The organism is Sutcliffiella halmapala (genome assembly GCF_050107295.1).
Lineage (GTDB): Bacteria > Bacillota > Bacilli > Bacillales > Bacillaceae_I > Sutcliffiella_A > Sutcliffiella_A halmapala_A.
Window position 1 is genome coordinate 97,525 of sequence record NZ_JBNIKR010000004.1, and the last position, 17,584, is coordinate 115,108.

The window sequence follows — 17,584 nt, forward strand, 5'->3', positions numbered from 1 at the left end:
CTCTCTCTAGTATAATAAGTTAAGCTAAGGGAGGAATTCGTTTGCTAGCTTCTAAATCACGTTGGAATGTAAATAAGCCTGACCAAGAGCAGGTACGGAAATTGGCGGAAAGCCTGAAAGTGGCGCCTCTTATTGCTTCCCTCCTCGTAAACAGGGGACTGGATGATTACGAGACCGCAAAAAGTTTTTTGAATACAGAGACCCAAGAATTTCATGACCCATTCCTGTTGGAAGACATGGAAAAGGTCGTTCAGAGAATAGAAACGGCAATACAGAATGAAGAAAAGATATTGGTATTTGGTGATTATGATGCCGATGGAGTAAGCAGTACCACTGTGATGGTTACAGCTCTCAGAGAAAAAGGAGCGAAGGTGGATTTCTATATTCCCAACCGTTTTACAGAAGGTTATGGACCAAATGAAACTGCATTCAGGCAAGCCAAGGAAAGTGGATATTCCATCATCATCACAGTCGATACCGGAATTTCCGCTCTGCATGAAGCGGATGTGGCGAGGGATCTGGGCGTCGACCTGATCATTACCGACCACCACGAGCCTGGACCCGTTCTACCGGATGCATATGCCATCATCCATCCTAAGAAAGAAACGTGCCCATATCCATTCAAAGACCTTGCTGGAGTTGGCGTCGCCTATAAAGTGGCCCATGCGCTTTTAGGGAAGAATCCGGAGCATCTTCTGGAAGTGGCGGCTATAGGAACGATTGCTGACCTTGTACCTTTAGTGGATGAAAACAGACTACTGGCTTCCAAAGGGATCAAAAAGATGCAGCAGACCAAAAGAGTCGGATTAAAGGCCTTGCTGCAAAAATGCGGGGTGGAACTCCATACCATTACAGAAGAGACAATCGGGTTCTCCATCGGACCGAGGATCAATGCAGTGGGACGCCTCGACAATGCAGACCCAGCCGTACACCTTTTAATGACGGAAGATGCCCAAGAAGCAAAAGCGCTAGCCGAGGAAATGGAAGCTTACAATAAAGAAAGACAGCAGATTGTCACACAAATTACCGAAGAAGCAATCAATCAGGTTGAGGAAATGTACCCTCCTGATGAGAATTCATTTCTGATCGTAACAGGACATAACTGGAATGCTGGCGTCATCGGTATTGTGGCCTCAAGACTGGTGGACCGTTTCTATCGACCAACCATCGTGCTGAGCCTTGATGAGGAAAAGGGTCTTGCAAAAGGTTCTGCGCGTTCCATACCAGGGTTTGACCTGTTTGAAAACCTTTCCACTTGCAGGGATATTCTCCCGCACTTTGGCGGACATCCGATGGCAGCTGGTATGACCTTGAAATTGGAAAATGTGGACGAGCTCCGTGATCGAATGAAGACCATTGCAGATACCATTTTGTCGGAGGAAGATTTCACCCCGATTACAGAAGTGGATATTGAATGTGAGCTGAACGAAATAACACTGGAATCAATCGAGCAGTTGGAGAAGCTTGCCCCATACGGTGTGGCAAATCCGAAGCCGAAAGTATTGGTGAAAGGTGCATTGCCGCAGCAGATTCGCCAGATAGGCAACAAGAGCAATCATCTGAAGCTTGTCATCGAGAAGGAAGGAAGCGTGCTAGATTGTGTCGGGTTCGGATTTGGGGAAACCTATCACCATGTGTCACCCATTGCGTCCCTAGATGTTTTGGGGGAACTTGCCATCAATGAGTGGAATAATTTCCGAAAGCCCCAGCTTTTTGTAAAGGACCTTAGAATTGCAGAGTGGCAACTGTTTGATATTCGTTCAGCGAAGCAGCTGAATCAAACCCTGCAAGGAATAGATAAGAAGAATCTACAAATACTGTTCTTTAATACTGCAACATTGGAAGAAGTGAAATTAGGAGAGGAACATCTTCCTTATCTTACACATGTTAAGCCAGGAACAGAAATCGATGTAGAGGATAAATACATCGTGCTGCTGGATATTCCAAGCGGAGAGGAAACACTTGCCAGCCTATTGCGAAACTCTTCACCATCCCGCATCTACGCTTCTTTTTATCAAAAGGAAAATCATTATTTTTCCACCATCCCGACAAGGGACCACTTTAAGTGGTACTACGGCTTCCTTTCCAAAAAAGGTCCGTTTGATTTGAACAGGTACGCCGAAGAAATCGCGAAACATCGAGGCTGGTCAAAAGAAACAATAGATTTCATGTCACAGGTGTTTTTTGAACTAGAATTTGTTACAATAGACAAGGGCTTTATCGCATTGAACAATGCGGCGGAAAAACGGGATTTTGAAGAGTCTCCGACATATCGCAAAAAGCAGCAGCAAGTGATGCTTGAAAACTTGTTTTTATACTCTTCATATAAACAATTAAAAGCGTGGTTTGATCAGCATCTAACCAAACAGTGCACTGTTCATTCATAGGAGGAAAAAAGAAGATGGATTTAAAGAAATATATTACGATTGTTCCTGATTGGCCAAAACCAGGTATTCAATTTAAGGACATTACGACATTAATGGACAATGGTGACGCATACCGTTATGCAACAGACCAGATTGTTGAATATGCTCGTGAAAAGCAAATTGACCTTGTTGTTGGACCAGAAGCTCGTGGATTTATTATCGGGTGTCCGGTTGCATATTCTTTGGGAGTTGGTTTTGCTCCGGTACGTAAAGAAGGAAAATTGCCTCGTGAAGTCGCGCGAGTGGAATATGGCCTTGAATACGGTAAAGATGTTCTGACCATTCACAAGGATGCAATCAAACCAGGTCAGCGTGTACTGATCACGGACGATCTGCTTGCAACAGGAGGAACAATCGAAGCGACCATCAAGCTAGTTCAAGAGCTGGGCGGAGTGGTAGCCGGTATTGCGTTCCTGATCGAACTGTCCTACTTAGACGGACGCAGCAAGCTAAATGACTTTGATATCTTAACATTGATGAAATACTAATATTTATACGGACTAGAGCAACTCATCCTTGCTCTAGTTTTTTTCATATTTTTCCCCTTCCATTATTTCTTCCGACGTGCAAGATCATCGATTTGTTAAATTTTTCACAGGAAAAGTATAAATTTTACAGGGATTCCTAAAAAATCTGTCGACAAATCTTTATTTTTGCTGCATAAGCCCTTTACATCTACTTGAAATTTCATGATAATAATTACAATATATTTTTATTTATAAACATTGCAGTAATCTGTCTATAATGAATAAGACTTGGAACGGAACAAGTTTTCAAATACTTCATACAAATAAGAGAAAGTCAAAAAGGTGAGTAGAAATATGGCAAATGAGCAAGTGTTAACTGCAGACCAGGTGATAGATAATGCGAGGCGCTATTTAAAGAGCGAGGACATCGTATTTTTAGAAAAGGCTTATGAGTTTGCTAAAAATGCTCATGCAGAACAGTATCGTAAATCAGGTGAGCCTTATATTATCCATCCGATACAGGTCGCAGGCATCCTTGTCGACCTTGACTTAGATCCATCTACCATTGCGGCTGGGTTTCTTCATGATGTTGTCGAAGATACCGCCATCACATTGGATGAGATAAAGGAAGCATTCAATGCAGAGGTTGCCATGCTGGTGGACGGCGTAACCAAGCTAGGTAAAATCAAATACAAATCCCAGGAAGAGCAGCAGGCGGAAAATCACCGGAAAATGTTCGTCGCCATGGCACAGGATATCCGCGTGATTCTCATTAAGCTTGCAGACCGGCTTCATAACATGCGGACCTTAAAGCATCTTCCGCAGGAGAAGCAGCGCAGGATTTCCAATGAAACGCTGGAGATTTTCGCTCCGCTTGCACACCGTCTGGGGATTTCGAAAATAAAATGGGAGCTTGAGGACACTGCCTTGCGCTACCTCAACCCCCAGCAATACTACCGTATCGTCAATCTGATGAAACGCAAGCGTGCCGAGCGTGAGCTGTATATCAAGGAAGTCATGGGAGAAGTGACAGACCGCCTCGAAGAAGTGGAAATTGAAGCGGATCTCTCAGGTCGACCGAAGCATATATACAGCATCTACCGCAAAATGGCCATGCAAAACAAGCAGTTCAGTGAAATATACGACCTATTGGCCGTGCGCATCATCGTGAACAGCATCAAGGATTGCTATGCCGTTCTTGGAATCATTCACACATGCTGGAAGCCGATGCCTGGCCGCTTCAAGGATTATATTGCCATGCCTAAACCGAATATGTACCAGTCTCTTCATACGACCGTCATCGGTCCAAAAGGGGATCCGCTTGAAGTGCAGATCCGCACATCCGAAATGCATCAGATCGCAGAGTACGGGATCGCTGCGCACTGGGCGTATAAAGAGGATAAGGTGGCAGATGAACGTTCCACTTTAGAAGAAAAGCTTACATGGTTCCGCGAGATCCTGGAGTGGCAGAATGATGCGACCAATGCCGAGGAATTTATGGAATCTCTGAAAATCGACCTTTTCTCTGACATGGTATTTGTCTTTACACCAAAGGGTGATGTTATTGAGCTTCCATCGGGATCGGTTCCAATCGATTTTTCCTATCGGATACACTCGGAGATCGGGAACAAAACGATTGGTGCAAAAGTGAACGGAAAGATGGTCACCCTTGATTATAAATTAAAGACTGGTGACATCATCGAAATACTGACCTCCAAGCATTCATATGGTCCTAGCCAGGATTGGCTGAAGCTTGCGCAAACTTCCCAGGCGAAGAACAGGATCCGTCAGTTCTTCAAAAAGCAGCGCCGCGAAGAGAATGTCGAAAAGGGACGCGATCTGGTCGAAAAAGAAATTAAGAATATGGACTTTGATTTAAAGGAGATCCTTCAATCAGAGAACATTAGCAGAGTTGCTGAAAAGTTCAACTTTATGAATGAAGAGGATATGTTTGCGGCTGTCGGCTATAACGGGATCACCGCCCTGCAGGTAGCCAACCGACTGACAGAAAAACAGCGCCGCAAACGTGATCAGGAACAGCAGATCACAGATATAACGGAAAATGCAGAGAAGAAAAAGACGGTACCAGCTAAGAAGAAAAAGGATGCTGGAGTCGTGGTGCAAGGGATAGACAGCCTACTGGTGCGCTTGTCCAAATGCTGTAATCCGGTTCCTGGCGACGAAATCGTCGGCTTCATCACTCGTGGACGCGGGGTATCGGTCCATCGCGCAGATTGTGCAAACGTTGTTGCGGAAGGAACGAACGATCGTATAATCGATGTGGAGTGGGAAGGCGACATGAAAGAAAACCGCGAGTACAATGTGGAAATAGAAATCACAGGGTATGATCGCAGAGGCCTCCTGAATGAGGTGTTGCAGGCGGTCAATGAAACAAAAACGGATATCAACGCCGTTTCAGGCAAATCGGATCGCAATAAAATGGCAAGCATTCATATGGCCATTGCCATCCATAACATCAGCCACCTGCAAAAGGTTGTGGAGCGTATCAAGCAGATTCCAGATATTTATGCGGTACGTAGAATAATGCAGTAAGTGAGGGTTTTTCGGTATGAGAGTAGTATTGCAACGTGCGAAACGGGCTGAGGTCCGAGTAGAGGGAAACGTGGTGGGCCGCATTGACAAAGGGTTGATGCTGCTTGTCGGCGTGACCCACGAAGATACGGCAGAGGATGCTGCATATGTGGCAGACAAAATCGTGAACCTCCGAATTTTTGAAGATGAAAACGAAAAGATGAATCTTTCCCTGTTGGACGTAGGTGGGGAGATCCTTTCTGTCTCACAGTTCACCCTGTACGGTGATTGCCGCAAAGGGAGACGTCCAAACTTTATGAATGCCGCAAAGCCAGATCATGCAACTGAGGTTTATGAAGCATTTAACGAAAAGCTTCGTGAAAAGGGTGTAGTGGTTGAAACCGGCGAGTTTGGTGCGATGATGGATGTGGATTTCATCAATGATGGTCCAGTGACATTGATAGTGGAAAGTAAATAAGTTGGAATTTATGCCGGCTGCTGCTCAGAAATGAGTGGTAGCTGGCATTTTGTTTTATCCCCAATTTCATCACATACAAAAAAGACAAGCGCTATTGCCTTAATCCGGCATAACGCTTGTCTTAAAACTATCTATCCCGGAAATACTGGGCTAATCCCTGATATATCCCGGTTGCTGCTCTTTCCTGGAAGTCGCTTGATAAAATGGTCATTTCTTCACCACGATTGCTGATATAACCTATCTCTAGCAATAAAGCTGGATGACGGTTTTCTCTAAGTACCAAATAGCTTTCCTGTCTTACACTACGATCCCGTAAATTCGTTAGCTGGACCAGAGATTGATGGACGCTGTTAGCCAGTTGTTCATCTGCTCCAGCATAATAGAAGGTGGTGGTACCAGTAACACTTGAATCGTCAATACTGTCATAATGTACACTGATGAATACATCAGCCCCATGATGATTCGCTGTTCGTGCCCTTGCTGGCAAACTTACAAAGGAATCGTTTTGCCTTGTAAGATAGACTATGGCTCCTGCCGCTTTCAACTTGCCCTGGAGAAGTCTGGAGGTTCTGAGATTCAAATCTTTCTCATAGGTTCCCTGCACGCCAATGGCACCAACATCTTTTCCGCCATGTCCAGGGTCAATGACGATTACTTTATTCCGCAGATACTGTTCAGAGCCTGCTCTTGTGATGGTAGGTGCCTGGCCCTTTGTTGTAACGATCCAGCCCGCTACATACGCAATTGTGCCATCTGCTAGTTCGATTTGGTACCAATCGTTTTCTAATCCTTTAATAGGGAATGTTTCACCCTCATTTGCCCGGTAGACGACTTTTGCGGTTGTACTTGGTTCACTTCTGATATTCGTTCCGTTATCGAGAATGATGATGCTTCCTTCTCCTGTAAGATTGCCAGGATTGACAGATAGGGATTTTTTCTCCAGAAACCATCCGGCCACCCAGCCTGTATTCCCGTTTGCGTATTCGATTTCACACCAGTTATTTCGTTCACTGATGATCTTGACATCGGTACCTTGGGAGATTTGATCTAAAATCTTTCCGTTTAGATTCGGCTCGCTCCGAACATTTAACCCGGAAACAGAGATGGTGGCACTGGAGCTTCCTTTTTTCTTGGAAGGGGTTTCTGTGCTGCCATTATGTATATTTGCATAATCTGAATGAATCCATCCGGTTTCCCCGTCATAGGAGATCTGCAGCCAGTCGGATTCTTGGGTTAACACGTTTACGACCGTTCCGGTAGCCAGGGTACCGATTACTTTGCTTTGAGTGGATGGCTGGCTGCGGATGTTCAGTCCATCAGTCGTAACAGTTGCGGTCTGAGAAATGTTTGCATCCCTTTGATTTTCCTCGTCTGTTGTTTCTTTTTTCTTCTTTTTCGTCTGGATACTTACAAATTCACTGGATACCCAGCCTTCCAATCCGTTTGTGCGGATTTTCACCCAGTTCTCATTCTGATCCACAAAGCTTACAGAATCAGAGCTTTGGATAAAACCGACCACGTTAAAGCTTGTGCCGGGACCTGAGCGGACTCGAAGGTCATCGGTTAACACCTGAACCACATCGCTCGATTCAGAATTTCTTGCAGGTGAAGATGATTGCTGGTTGTCGGTCACAAGGTAGGAAGCGACCCAGCCCGATTTGCTCGAATTAACCTGGATTTTTACCCATTCACCTTTTGTATCAACGACAGGATAAGTCTCCCCCCGCATTACTTTTGAAATGATGAGAGAATTGGCATCCGGCTTTTCCCGTACATTCAGGACATCCGTAGCCACCTCAATTGTCCCATCAGCATTGGCGGAAGGGAGTTGGACGGTGGTGAAAATAGTAGAAAAAAGTAAGAGTCCGATAATTGAAATATGTAATTTTTGAAGCAAGAGTATAGCCTCCTATTCTAAAGGATAACCAACTTATTTCTGCATCAAGAATAAAAAATCCTCCTTTTAGTGAAATTTTTTTCGGAAAACGGGGAGACTAGTAGTCAGTGTTTATGAAAAAGGGGCGAACATCGATGAAATTTAGTGAGAAGAACAACCATGCTTATGGAAGCAGAGATGTATTTGGTGTAAGCTTTCACGACTTTATAGAAAAAGAGAAGGATTCCACCTATGTGGAGCTCGCTTCTGAGTTTGGGATTACTGTACGTGATGTGAAGGCATTGAAAAAACACCTGAATCGATTTCAATAAATCCTTGACAACTGCTTTTGAATCTATATATACTAGCAAGTATCAAACTTACACTTTTATAAATAAAAGCTTGCTTGGGATAAGCAGCTGGTGTGTAAGACTAGGTTTTTACATAATATAATGTTCCAATGACGGAGAACAGTAGTTGAGAATACACATGGAAAGAGAAGAAATGCCCTGGGCTGAAAGCATTTCCCCATGATGACTTAATGAACGAACACTCCTTAGGATTCTCTCTGAAAAAGCACGGTGGTTTTCACCCCTCTATTAGGAGAAGAACGTTGCAGGCGTTAACTGCTTTGAGTGGAGGCATGCATTCATCGTTTTTGGATGAACGTTGCTTCAATTAGGGTGGCACCACGGGAATTCAACTCCCGTCCCTTGTTTAACGATTGTTAAGCAAGGGGCGGGAGTTTTTTGTATTGATTAAAGGCTATTTTCGCATGCATTATTGTTTGCTTTTATGTATTTAACTTATACACGTAATATTACTGGCTTTCGTGCTCTTTTCCCGTTGTAAAGATTTATTTTCTTTTTGAATAATACGGGGATAAATACTGTAAAAAATCCAAAAGCCGATTTTTTACGAATATTAGCAACAAACTATACGAAGAGCCTTATAAAAAGGGGTCTGACCCCATTTGGAAATAAAAGGAGGAACCGACGATGACGATTCAGATACCGCGTGGTACGCAGGATATTTTGCCTGGTACGGTGGAAAAGTGGCAGTATATTGAAGCGAAGGCGAAGGAGATTTGCCAGCTTTATAATTATAAGGAGATTCGTACTCCGATTTTTGAAAGCACGGAGCTGTTCCTTCGTGGAGTAGGGGAAACAACTGATGTGGTTCAGAAGGAAATGTACACATTCGAGGATCGTGGAGGCAGAAGTCTTACCCTGCGTCCTGAGGGAACGGCATCCACAGTCCGCTCTTATGTGGAAAACAAAATGTTCGGTTCGCCGAATCAGCCGACAAAGCTTTACTATGTTGGTCCGATGTTCCGCTATGAAAGACCGCAGGCTGGGCGTTTCCGTCAATTTGTCCAGTTCGGAGTAGAGGCATTAGGCAGCAATGATCCTTCCATCGATGCGGAAGTGATTGCTTTGGCAGTGGAACTCTACACGAGTTTAGGACTTAAAAATCTAAAAGTGGTCATCAACAGTCTCGGAGACAAAGAAAGCCGTCAAGCACACCGTGATGCCCTGATCCAGCACTTCCAGCCTCGCATCGACGAGTTCTGTGGAGATTGCCAAGGCCGTTTGGAAAAGAATCCACTTCGCATTCTGGATTGCAAAAAGGACCGTGACCACGAATTGATGGCAACGGCTCCATCCATTCTTGACTATTTGAACGAAGAGTCGAAGGCCTATTTTGATAAAGTGGTAGCTTACCTATCTGCGCTCGGCATCCAATATGAAATTGATCCAAAACTTGTACGTGGACTTGATTATTACTACCACACAGCCTTTGAAATCATGAGCACCTCCGAAGGCTTCGGCGCCATTACCACTCTATGTGGGGGAGGCAGATACAACGGTCTGGTCCAGGAGATAGGCGGACCGGAAACGCCGGGAATCGGTTTTGCACTAAGCATTGAACGCCTGATTTCAGCAATGGAAGCGGAAAAGGTGGATTTCCCGATTGAAGAAGCGATAGACTGCTATGTGGTCGCTTTGGGTGAAAAGGCAAAGGAAACAGCGGTAAAACTTTTGTTTGATTTAAGAAAAGCGGGAATTGTGGCTGAAAAGGACTATCAGGATAAAAAGCTGAAAGCCCAGTTCAAAGCAGCCGATCGTTTAAAATCCAAGTACACAATTGTGTTCGGTGAAGATGAACTTGCAAAGGGTGTTGTTTCCATTAAAGAAATGGAAACAGGTGAACAGCAGGAAGTAGCCTATGAAGGTGTGGTCACATACCTAACGGAAAAGAAAAGCGGGGAGAGATAAATGATGCAAGCGAGAACCTATTTTTGTGGAGAAGTACCCGAAACATCCATTGGTGAAGTAATTGAACTGAAAGGCTGGGTGCAGAAGCGACGTGACCTGGGAGGACTTATTTTCCTTGACCTTCGCGACCGCACGGGGTTGGTGCAGATCGTATTCAACCCGGATGTTTCCGCTGAAGCACTTCAAACAGCAGAGAATGTACGTAATGAATATGTACTTTACATCAAAGGGAAAGTGGTTGCCCGTGACGCAGCGACAGTAAATCCCAACTTGAAAACAGGTGCCATCGAAGTTCACGCAGAAGCGATTGAAGTATTGAATGCAGCGAAAACTCCGCCTTTCGTTATTGACAACAAAACGGAAGTTAATGAAGATATCCGCTTGAAATACCGTTACTTGGATCTACGCCGACCGGTCATGTTCGACACGTTGAAAATGCGCCATGACGTAACGAGATCGATTCGCGAATTTTTGAACGACCAGCAGTTCATGGAAGTGGAAACGCCAATCCTGACAAAAAGCACGCCTGAAGGTGCACGCGATTATCTAGTGCCAAGCCGTGTTCATCCTGGCGAATTCTATGCATTGCCGCAATCGCCGCAGATCTTCAAGCAGCTATTGATGGTTTCCGGTGTGGAGCGCTACTACCAGATTGCCCGCTGCTTCCGTGATGAGGACCTTCGTGCCGACAGACAGCCAGAGTTCACACAAGTCGACATTGAAACCTCATTCCTTTCCCAGGAAGAGATCATCGGCATGATGGAAGCTATGATGCGAATGGTCATGAAAAATACGAAGGGCGTGGATGTACCGGAAAGCTTCCCTCGTATCACGTACCAGGATGCGATGAACAGATACGGTTCCGACAAGCCTGATACCCGCTTTGAGATGGAGCTTGTGGACTTGTCCGAGCAAGTGGCAGAATGCGGATTCAAAGTGTTCAGTGCTGCCGTGGCTAACGGAGGACAAGTAAAAGCAATTAATGTAAAAGGTAAGGCCGGAAACTACTCCCGAAAAGACATTGATGCACTGACCGAATTTGTTTCCGTATATGGTGCTAAAGGACTGGCGTGGTTGAAAGTTGAAGCGGATGGGTTAAAAGGACCTATAGCGAAGTTCTTTAATGAAGAGGAGCAAGCGAGCTTCATTCAGACGCTTGGTGCTACAGAAAGTGACTTGCTGTTATTCGTAGCTGACAAGAAATCTGTCGTAGCGGATGCACTTGGGGCACTTCGCATGAAGCTTGGAAAAGAACTCGGCTTGATCGATGAAAGCAAATTCAACTTCCTTTGGGTAACGGATTGGCCGCTTCTCGAGTATGATGAGGAAGCGGGGCGCTATTTTGCCGCACATCATCCATTTACGATGCCTGTCCGTGAAGATCTTGCACTGCTTGATTCCAATCCAGGCGCTGTACGGGCACAAGCGTATGACCTTGTCCTCAACGGCTATGAGCTTGGTGGCGGATCCCTTCGTATCTACGAACGCGACATTCAGGAGAAGATGTTTGAAGTGCTCGGTTTCAGTCAAGAGGAAGCGACAGAGCAGTTCGGATTCCTGCTTGAAGCATTCGAATATGGCACGCCTCCACATGGCGGAATTGCCCTAGGCCTTGACCGTTTGGTGATGCTTCTTGCTGGCAGAACGAACCTTCGCGATACCATAGCTTTCCCTAAAACGGCTAGTGCGAGCGATATCCTGACACAAGCACCAAGTCCTGTTGCAGGTGGGCAATTGGACGAATTACATTTGTCGCTGGCTGTCAAAAAAGAGTAGATTTTCCCATACGGTGAACTCTTGCAAACAAAAAATGCGTGTGTTATGATACTTTCAAGAAGTCGCAAGTCCTGATGTGTTCGTCGTATAACCTATTGTTTTGACCGAACAATAGATTATACGGGAGCTCAGAGTTTTCGTCGCTGCGTACATGCCTCCCTCGTAGAGGACGTACAAATGCATGAAACAGAGCACCCACCTGCTGTGAGCGGGTTCAAAACGAAGGCATCAAACGACGGCACGATTGGGACTTGCCTACATACGGATCCAATACCGACATCCTGGTAACGGGGTGTCGGTTTTTTTGTAAAAAAATAGGAACAATCCCACAACCAGGGCGTTCCTTGTCACTGCCTTTATTCATCTCGCTGATTTGCGATATCCTTTTTCCTGCGCTTCGGCTTCTGTGTGAAACCATTCAACAGGTGTTGTCCTATTATAGAAAACTCCGCCAGGCATATGGTAGATGTATTCGCCGCGGCCATTTTTGTTCCCTTTTATCAACGGAGCATCTTCATCTGTAACGGAAGTTTTCTCTTCCAATTTTGTTTGTTCCAGCGTCGCCGCTATTGCAGATAAGGTCTGTTTAACTTGAAAGGTTGTTGTTTCCTTTGCAATAATTTCTTTATTGGATTTGTTCATCTTGAATAATGTCAATATCCCACTGCTGATCACTAAGAAGAATGATAAGGCCTTAAACAATTTTTTCATCACAGACTCCCCGCCTTCAATAAAAATAATTATCAGGTTACTATTCCCTCTATTATAAGTCATTTAAACCTTTTTCGTCATAAAAGAAATTCCTATATGACTACTTGCAATTCGCCTAAAGTATGTTATATTCGATTTCGGGTACAATTCTAAAAAAGCCGAAAAGTGAAGTTATAAGTGCATCCTCTACAAGATATAAATGGAGTTGATAGATATGCTACACCAATTTTCAAGAAATGAACTTGCCATAGGTAAAGAAGGTTTGGAAACACTGAAAAACAGCACGGTTGCAGTATTGGGAATCGGGGGAGTCGGCTCATTTTCCGCAGAAGCCCTTGCCCGGTCAGGAGTGGGACGACTTATTCTAGTTGATAAGGATGTAGTCGACATCACAAATGTAAACCGACAGATCCATGCATTGGTTTCCACAGTCGGACAACCGAAAGCGGACCTGATGAAGGCGCGGATTGCGGATATCAATCCCGAGTGTGAAGTCATCGCGTTAAAAATGTTTTATACAGACGAAACATATGAAGAGTTTTTCAGCTATGGTCTGGACTATGTGATTGATGCTTCCGATACGATTTCATATAAGATCCATCTGATGAAAGAGTGCTTGAAGCGTAAAATTCCGATTGTTTCCAGTATGGGAGCGGCAAATAAGACGGATCCGACACGTTTTAAAATGGCGGACATTTCCAAGACACACACAGATCCAATTGCAAAAGTAATTCGTACAAGACTCAGAAAAGAGGGAATCCAAAAGGGTATAAAAGTGGTATTCTCCGACGAAAGCCCGATTATCATCCGTGAAGAGGTAAGAAAGACCGTCGGTAATGACCAGGCGCAAATTCGGAAGGCGAAAATGCCACCTTCCTCCAATGCATTTGTTCCTTCTGTGGCAGGACTGATTCTTGGTGGTTATGTCATCAATGATCTTTTGAAAGATATTCACATCCAGCGAGTAGGCGGGAAGCAATAAAAAAGAAAAGGATGACAGAAGAGCCATGATGCTCATCTGTCATCCTTTTTTGTTTGGCTTACATTACTTCATTCTGCAGTGCAGTCATCTTCTTTGCGCGATCCATGATCTGTACGAGCATTTCATAATCACCATTGATTACGCTTTGCTTTTCTTCGAGTTTCTGTAGCTCGTCCTCCAACGATGAAATCCTTCTTTTCAACAGGTGATTTTCGTTTTTCAATCGCTCTTGTTCAAGAAGGGAGCCTTGGCCGGTTTGCTGTTCCCGCTTCAGGTTTTGCATGAAATCGATGCAGTCATCTAAAGTAATGCTATTTTGTTTTACTGGAAGTGGTTGGTATACATCGGACTCCTCTTCCTCCTGGAGCTGTGATTGAAGAGAACTGGGAATACTCCATTGTGTTGTGGGGCTGCTTGGAGCAGGGAGCCATTCCATTTCCAATGGCGGCTTTGCTTTTATCACTTTTTTAGTTTCTGTGGAATCCATCTTTTTCAATTTATCCAATGCCCGTTTGCGTTCCTTGCGCTGCTTTTTGGCAATCGCTACTGCTGGCTCGTATTTTTTGCGGACCTCTGCATTCCACCTGAACCCGCAGGCTGCAGAAGTGCGGTTCAGTTTATCTCCCACCTCTTCAAAAGCTGCTAACTGTGTACCCCCATCTCTTATGTATCTCAATACGGTTTCTGCCAATAATAGATCATCCTCATGGGACCATGCATCCTGTCGAACTTTCATTTTAGACACTCCTTTAAAACGGACGTTTTTTTACCATCATGGACAAAAGGTTGGGATAATATACGCCCTTATGCAGTTGTGGGAAATGTGCAACTTCCGTATAGATTGGGTAAGGATTATCAAAGGGATAAAAATAAAGGAGAATGTCCTTTTCGGGAGAAATAATAAAATATAGAAATATTGGGAGGGCTATGAAATGAACAGAGTGGTAGGATTTGAGATCAGTAGCAGGGAACCTGAGTTAACGACAAAGTTTTTTGAGGATGTATTCGGTTGGGAGATAGGTGAGCCGAATTATGAATATTGGCCGGTAGTGACTGGCAAGGGTGCAAATTTGATGAGTGGTGGGATTGGGAAAGGACCGGAAGATCATCCACAAGGAACGAGGATTAGGATTGAAGTGGATTCGATTGATGAAACATTGGCCATTGCTAAGGTAAAAGGGGCCGAAGTTGTCAGGGAGAAGATGGAGTTTGATACGTTCTATCTTGCCTACCTGAAAGAGCCGACTGGGATTGATATCGGATTGATTGAGCAAAAGTAAAAAGAAATGGCTTGCCGCATAGTCGGGCAAGCCATTTCTTTTATTTTCTTTTTTTCGTCTTTTCGTAGATTTGCGCGAGAGCCGCTTCAAATTTACTTGTTTCCTTGGGTTTGTAGTACGATTTGTTCTTCAGTTTATCAGGCAGATATTGCTGTGCCACCCAGCCTCCAGGGTAATCATGGGGGTAAAGGTAATCCACACCGCGGCCCAATTTGGCTGCACCTTTGTAATGTGCGTCCTTCAGGTGGGCGGGCACCTCTCCGACAAGACCTTTTCGGATATCTGAAAGTGCCTCATCCAATGCTTTATAGGCGGAATTGGATTTCGGCGACAGGCAAAGCTCGATGACTGCATTCGCCAGAGGGATTCTAGCTTCCGGGAACCCCAGTCTTTCAGCAGCTTCAATCGCTGCGAGCGTCCTTGCACCTGCCTGCGGATTGGCAAGGCTGATATCTTCATAGGCTATTACCAGTAACCGTCTTGCGATACTAACAAGATCGCCGGCTTCAATCAATCTTCCCAAATAGTGAAGCGCAGCGTCCACATCGCTGCCGCGGATCGATTTTTGGAAGGCGGAAAGCACATCATAATGCCCATCGCCGTCCTTATCATGATAGAAGCTCTTTTTTTGTAAGCATTCTTCTGCGGACTGCAGATTTACGTTGATTATGCCATCTTCATCTGGGGTAGAAGACAAGACTGCAAGCTCGAGAGCATTCAATGCTGAGCGCACATCACCGCCGCAGCCATTCGATAAGTGCTTCATAGCATCACTGCTAACATTGACCTTATATTCGCCTAATCCACGTTCTCTATCGTTCAATGCCTGTTTCAATACATCCTTAATTTCCTCCACAGATAACGGATGCAATTCGAAAATCTGGCATCTGCTTCTGATGGCAGGATTGATGGCATGATAGGGATTACTTGTCGTCGCTCCGATCAGTACGATTCTGCCGTTCTCCAGATGTGGCAAAAGAAAGTCCTGCTTCGCTTTGTCCAAGCGGTGAACCTCGTCCAAAATCAAGATGACCTTGCCTGACATTTTCGCTTCCTCTGCAACAATTTCCATATCCTTTTTGTTATGGATGACTGCGTTCAACGTTCGAAACGCATATTGTGTGCTGCCCGCAATGGCAGTTGCAATCGATGTCTTTCCTATTCCTGGTGGACCATAAAGAATCATCGAGGAGAGGTGTCTAGCCTTTACCATTCTCTGAATGATTTTGCCTTCCCCAACCAAATGTTCCTGACCGACCATCTCTTCTATCGTTCTCGGCCTCATACGAAAGGCCAATGGTTTGCTGCTCATAAAAAACACCTTCCTGCTTGCTATAGCATCTTTGTCTATTACCCACTCTACCACAATTAAAGTCATGGTTAGAAATGTAAAACCTCACATTCTGTGCTATAATGGGATAGATTTTATCGGCAAATAAGTAAACATAATAATACGTGTTCAAAAAGGAGGATAAAAAGAGCAAAGAAGTTCGAGGAAGCGAAGTCTCGACCACCGTAGCGTATGGTTTGTAATGTTGCGGAGCGGAGAGGCAAGCTGACGAAGAAATTTGAAGCTGATTTTTACCGGACTTTTTGAACATCCTCTAACAGAAGGGTAGCGAATATATGCAAGGTGAGCGGAGTATAGCCAGAAGCTTATTTTTGGCGAAATGGTCCATTTATTTTATTGGTTTGTTGATTATGTCATTTGGGATCGTGCTGATGATCAGGGCGGACCTTGGCAGTGCACCATGGGATGTTTTTCATATCGGTCTCTTTTACCAGGTTGGTTTAACGATCGGTACATGGTCCATAATTGTAGGCTTTTTTATTTTGGCCATTTCTTCTTTGATAGTAAAAAGGCTCCCTTCCGTCGGTGCTTTTCTGAATATGCTGATGGTTGGAATATTCATTGATATGTATCTGTTTATCCCGTACTTAAAGACACCTCATTCATTTTTCGGGCAGATTTTCATGCTGATTCTGGGTGTATTGGTGATCGGTATTGGTATAGGGGTTTATATTTCTTCCCGTTGCGGAGCCGGTCCAAGGGATAGTCTGATGATCGCATTGACGGAAAAGACTGGTTGGAAAGTGCAACATATTAGATTAGCGATGGAATTAATAGTATTATGTGTAGGGTGGCTCCTAGGAGGTCCTGTGTTTATCGGGACGATTCTTTTCAGCTTCACGATCGGTCCGATTGTGGGATGGACACTTCCTTCATGCCAGAAAACTGCAGATAATATTCTTTATAAAATACAGCACAAACGAGATAATAATCTGACGATGCAATTATAAGGTATTGGAAAGTATGAATAGGGGTGTTGGGAATGAAGATTTCAACAAAAGGACGTTATGGATTGACCATTATGATCGAGCTTGCAAAAAATGTGGGGGAAGGCCCGTTGTCGTTAAAGACAATCGCCCAAACACACGACCTATCCGAGCACTATCTGGAGCAATTGATTGCACCACTAAGAAATGCAGGTCTTGTGAAAAGTATCCGTGGAGCATACGGCGGCTATATTTTAGCGGATGAGCCGGAGAAAATTACGGCAGGTGACATCATTCGGGTTCTTGAAGGACCAATCAGCCCCGTGGAAGTACTAGAGGACGAGGAGCCTGCCAAGCGTGAGCTTTGGATCCGAATTCGAGACGCAGTAAAAGACGTTCTGGATAACACGACACTTGACGACCTGGCAAACTATTCCGGTGGAGACCAGGAAGCTTATATGTTTTACATTTAAAGGACAGCATTATATAAAGAAAGGAGG

15 protein-coding genes, 1 other RNA gene and 1 other annotated feature are annotated in these 17,584 nt (G+C 44.6%); of the genes, 12 read left to right on the forward strand and 4 right to left on the reverse strand.

Translation table 11 applies throughout. The features are described from left to right. Positions 1–41: 41 nt before the first annotated feature. The 4 genes from recJ to dtd all read left to right on the forward strand — a co-directional run bounded on the left by recJ (position 42) and on the right by dtd (position 5,903). Complete coding sequence (recJ, locus tag ACQCT5_RS08045; RefSeq protein ID WP_499640741.1) at positions 42–2,387, forward strand: single-stranded-DNA-specific exonuclease RecJ; 2,346 nt, start codon at positions 42–44, stop codon at positions 2,385–2,387. Positions 2,388–2,401: 14 nt separating this feature from the next. Beyond that, complete coding sequence (locus ACQCT5_RS08050; protein ID WP_499640743.1) at positions 2,402–2,914, forward strand: adenine phosphoribosyltransferase; 513 nt, start codon at positions 2,402–2,404, stop codon at positions 2,912–2,914. 333 nt (positions 2,915–3,247) lie between these two features. Further along, positions 3,248–5,446 (forward strand): RelA/SpoT family protein, encoded by a 2,199-nt coding sequence (locus tag ACQCT5_RS08055; RefSeq protein ID WP_499640745.1) that lies wholly within the window; start codon positions 3,248–3,250, stop codon positions 5,444–5,446. Positions 5,447–5,462: 16 nt separating this feature from the next. Then, positions 5,463–5,903: a D-aminoacyl-tRNA deacylase gene (gene dtd / locus ACQCT5_RS08060; protein ID WP_499640747.1), complete on the forward strand. Its 441-nt coding sequence runs from the start codon at positions 5,463–5,465 to the stop codon at positions 5,901–5,903. Between the two features lie 127 nt (positions 5,904–6,030). On the opposite strand, the gene ACQCT5_RS08065 is transcribed toward dtd, so the two are convergent. Next, positions 6,031–7,800, reverse strand: coding sequence for an N-acetylmuramoyl-L-alanine amidase family protein (locus ACQCT5_RS08065; RefSeq protein WP_499640749.1), 1,770 nt, complete (start codon positions 7,798–7,800; stop codon positions 6,031–6,033). A 134-nt stretch (positions 7,801–7,934) separates the two neighbouring features. Between ACQCT5_RS08065 and ACQCT5_RS08070 the strand changes: the two genes are divergently transcribed. The 4 genes from ACQCT5_RS08070 to ssrS all read left to right on the forward strand — a co-directional run bounded on the left by ACQCT5_RS08070 (position 7,935) and on the right by ssrS (position 12,089). Beyond that, positions 7,935–8,111: an RNA polymerase subunit sigma-70 gene (locus ACQCT5_RS08070; protein ID WP_386640457.1), complete on the forward strand. Its 177-nt coding sequence runs from the start codon at positions 7,935–7,937 to the stop codon at positions 8,109–8,111. A gap of 119 nt (positions 8,112–8,230) precedes the next feature. After that, positions 8,231–8,496 (forward strand) — a binding site (T-box leader). Between the two features lie 281 nt (positions 8,497–8,777). Next, positions 8,778–10,058, forward strand: coding sequence for a histidine--tRNA ligase (gene hisS / locus ACQCT5_RS08075; protein WP_499640751.1), 1,281 nt, complete (start codon positions 8,778–8,780; stop codon positions 10,056–10,058). A 3-nt stretch (positions 10,059–10,061) separates the two neighbouring features. Then, positions 10,062–11,834, forward strand: a complete 1,773-nt coding sequence (aspS, locus tag ACQCT5_RS08080) for an aspartate--tRNA ligase (RefSeq protein WP_499641165.1) — start codon at positions 10,062–10,064, stop codon at positions 11,832–11,834. A 65-nt stretch (positions 11,835–11,899) separates the two neighbouring features. Continuing rightward, a non-coding RNA gene (ssrS, locus tag ACQCT5_RS08085) (6S RNA) lies at positions 11,900–12,089 on the forward strand. 105 nt (positions 12,090–12,194) lie between these two features. Here the strand turns inward: ssrS and ACQCT5_RS08090 are convergent. Next, complete coding sequence (locus ACQCT5_RS08090; RefSeq protein WP_499640753.1) at positions 12,195–12,545, reverse strand: sunset domain-containing protein; 351 nt, start codon at positions 12,543–12,545, stop codon at positions 12,195–12,197. Between the two features lie 214 nt (positions 12,546–12,759). Here ACQCT5_RS08090 and ACQCT5_RS08095 point away from each other — a divergent pair, with 214 nt between their 5' ends. Continuing rightward, entirely contained in the window at positions 12,760–13,527 is a 768-nt protein-coding gene (locus ACQCT5_RS08095) for a tRNA threonylcarbamoyladenosine dehydratase (RefSeq protein ID WP_499640755.1), read from the forward strand. A 58-nt stretch (positions 13,528–13,585) separates the two neighbouring features. On the opposite strand, the gene ACQCT5_RS08100 is transcribed toward ACQCT5_RS08095, so the two are convergent. Further along, entirely contained in the window at positions 13,586–14,263 is a 678-nt protein-coding gene (locus ACQCT5_RS08100; RefSeq protein WP_499640757.1) for an RsfA family transcriptional regulator, read from the reverse strand. Between the two features lie 196 nt (positions 14,264–14,459). Here ACQCT5_RS08100 and ACQCT5_RS08105 point away from each other — a divergent pair, with 196 nt between their 5' ends. Further along, entirely contained in the window at positions 14,460–14,807 is a 348-nt protein-coding gene (locus ACQCT5_RS08105; protein ID WP_499640759.1) for a VOC family protein, read from the forward strand. Between the two features lie 40 nt (positions 14,808–14,847). Here ACQCT5_RS08105 and ACQCT5_RS08110 read toward each other — a convergent pair whose 3' ends face one another. Beyond that, positions 14,848–16,119: a replication-associated recombination protein A gene (locus ACQCT5_RS08110; protein WP_499640761.1), complete on the reverse strand. Its 1,272-nt coding sequence runs from the start codon at positions 16,117–16,119 to the stop codon at positions 14,848–14,850. Positions 16,120–16,433: 314 nt separating this feature from the next. Here ACQCT5_RS08110 and ACQCT5_RS08115 point away from each other — a divergent pair, with 314 nt between their 5' ends. Further along, positions 16,434–17,108 carry a YczE/YyaS/YitT family protein gene (locus ACQCT5_RS08115; protein ID WP_499640763.1) on the forward strand — a complete coding sequence of 225 codons (675 nt, stop codon included), beginning with the start codon at positions 16,434–16,436 and terminating at the stop codon, positions 17,106–17,108. A gap of 32 nt (positions 17,109–17,140) precedes the next feature. Next, entirely contained in the window at positions 17,141–17,557 is a 417-nt protein-coding gene (gene cymR / locus ACQCT5_RS08120; RefSeq protein WP_204416044.1) for a cysteine metabolism transcriptional regulator CymR, read from the forward strand. Positions 17,558–17,584 lie beyond the last annotated feature (27 nt).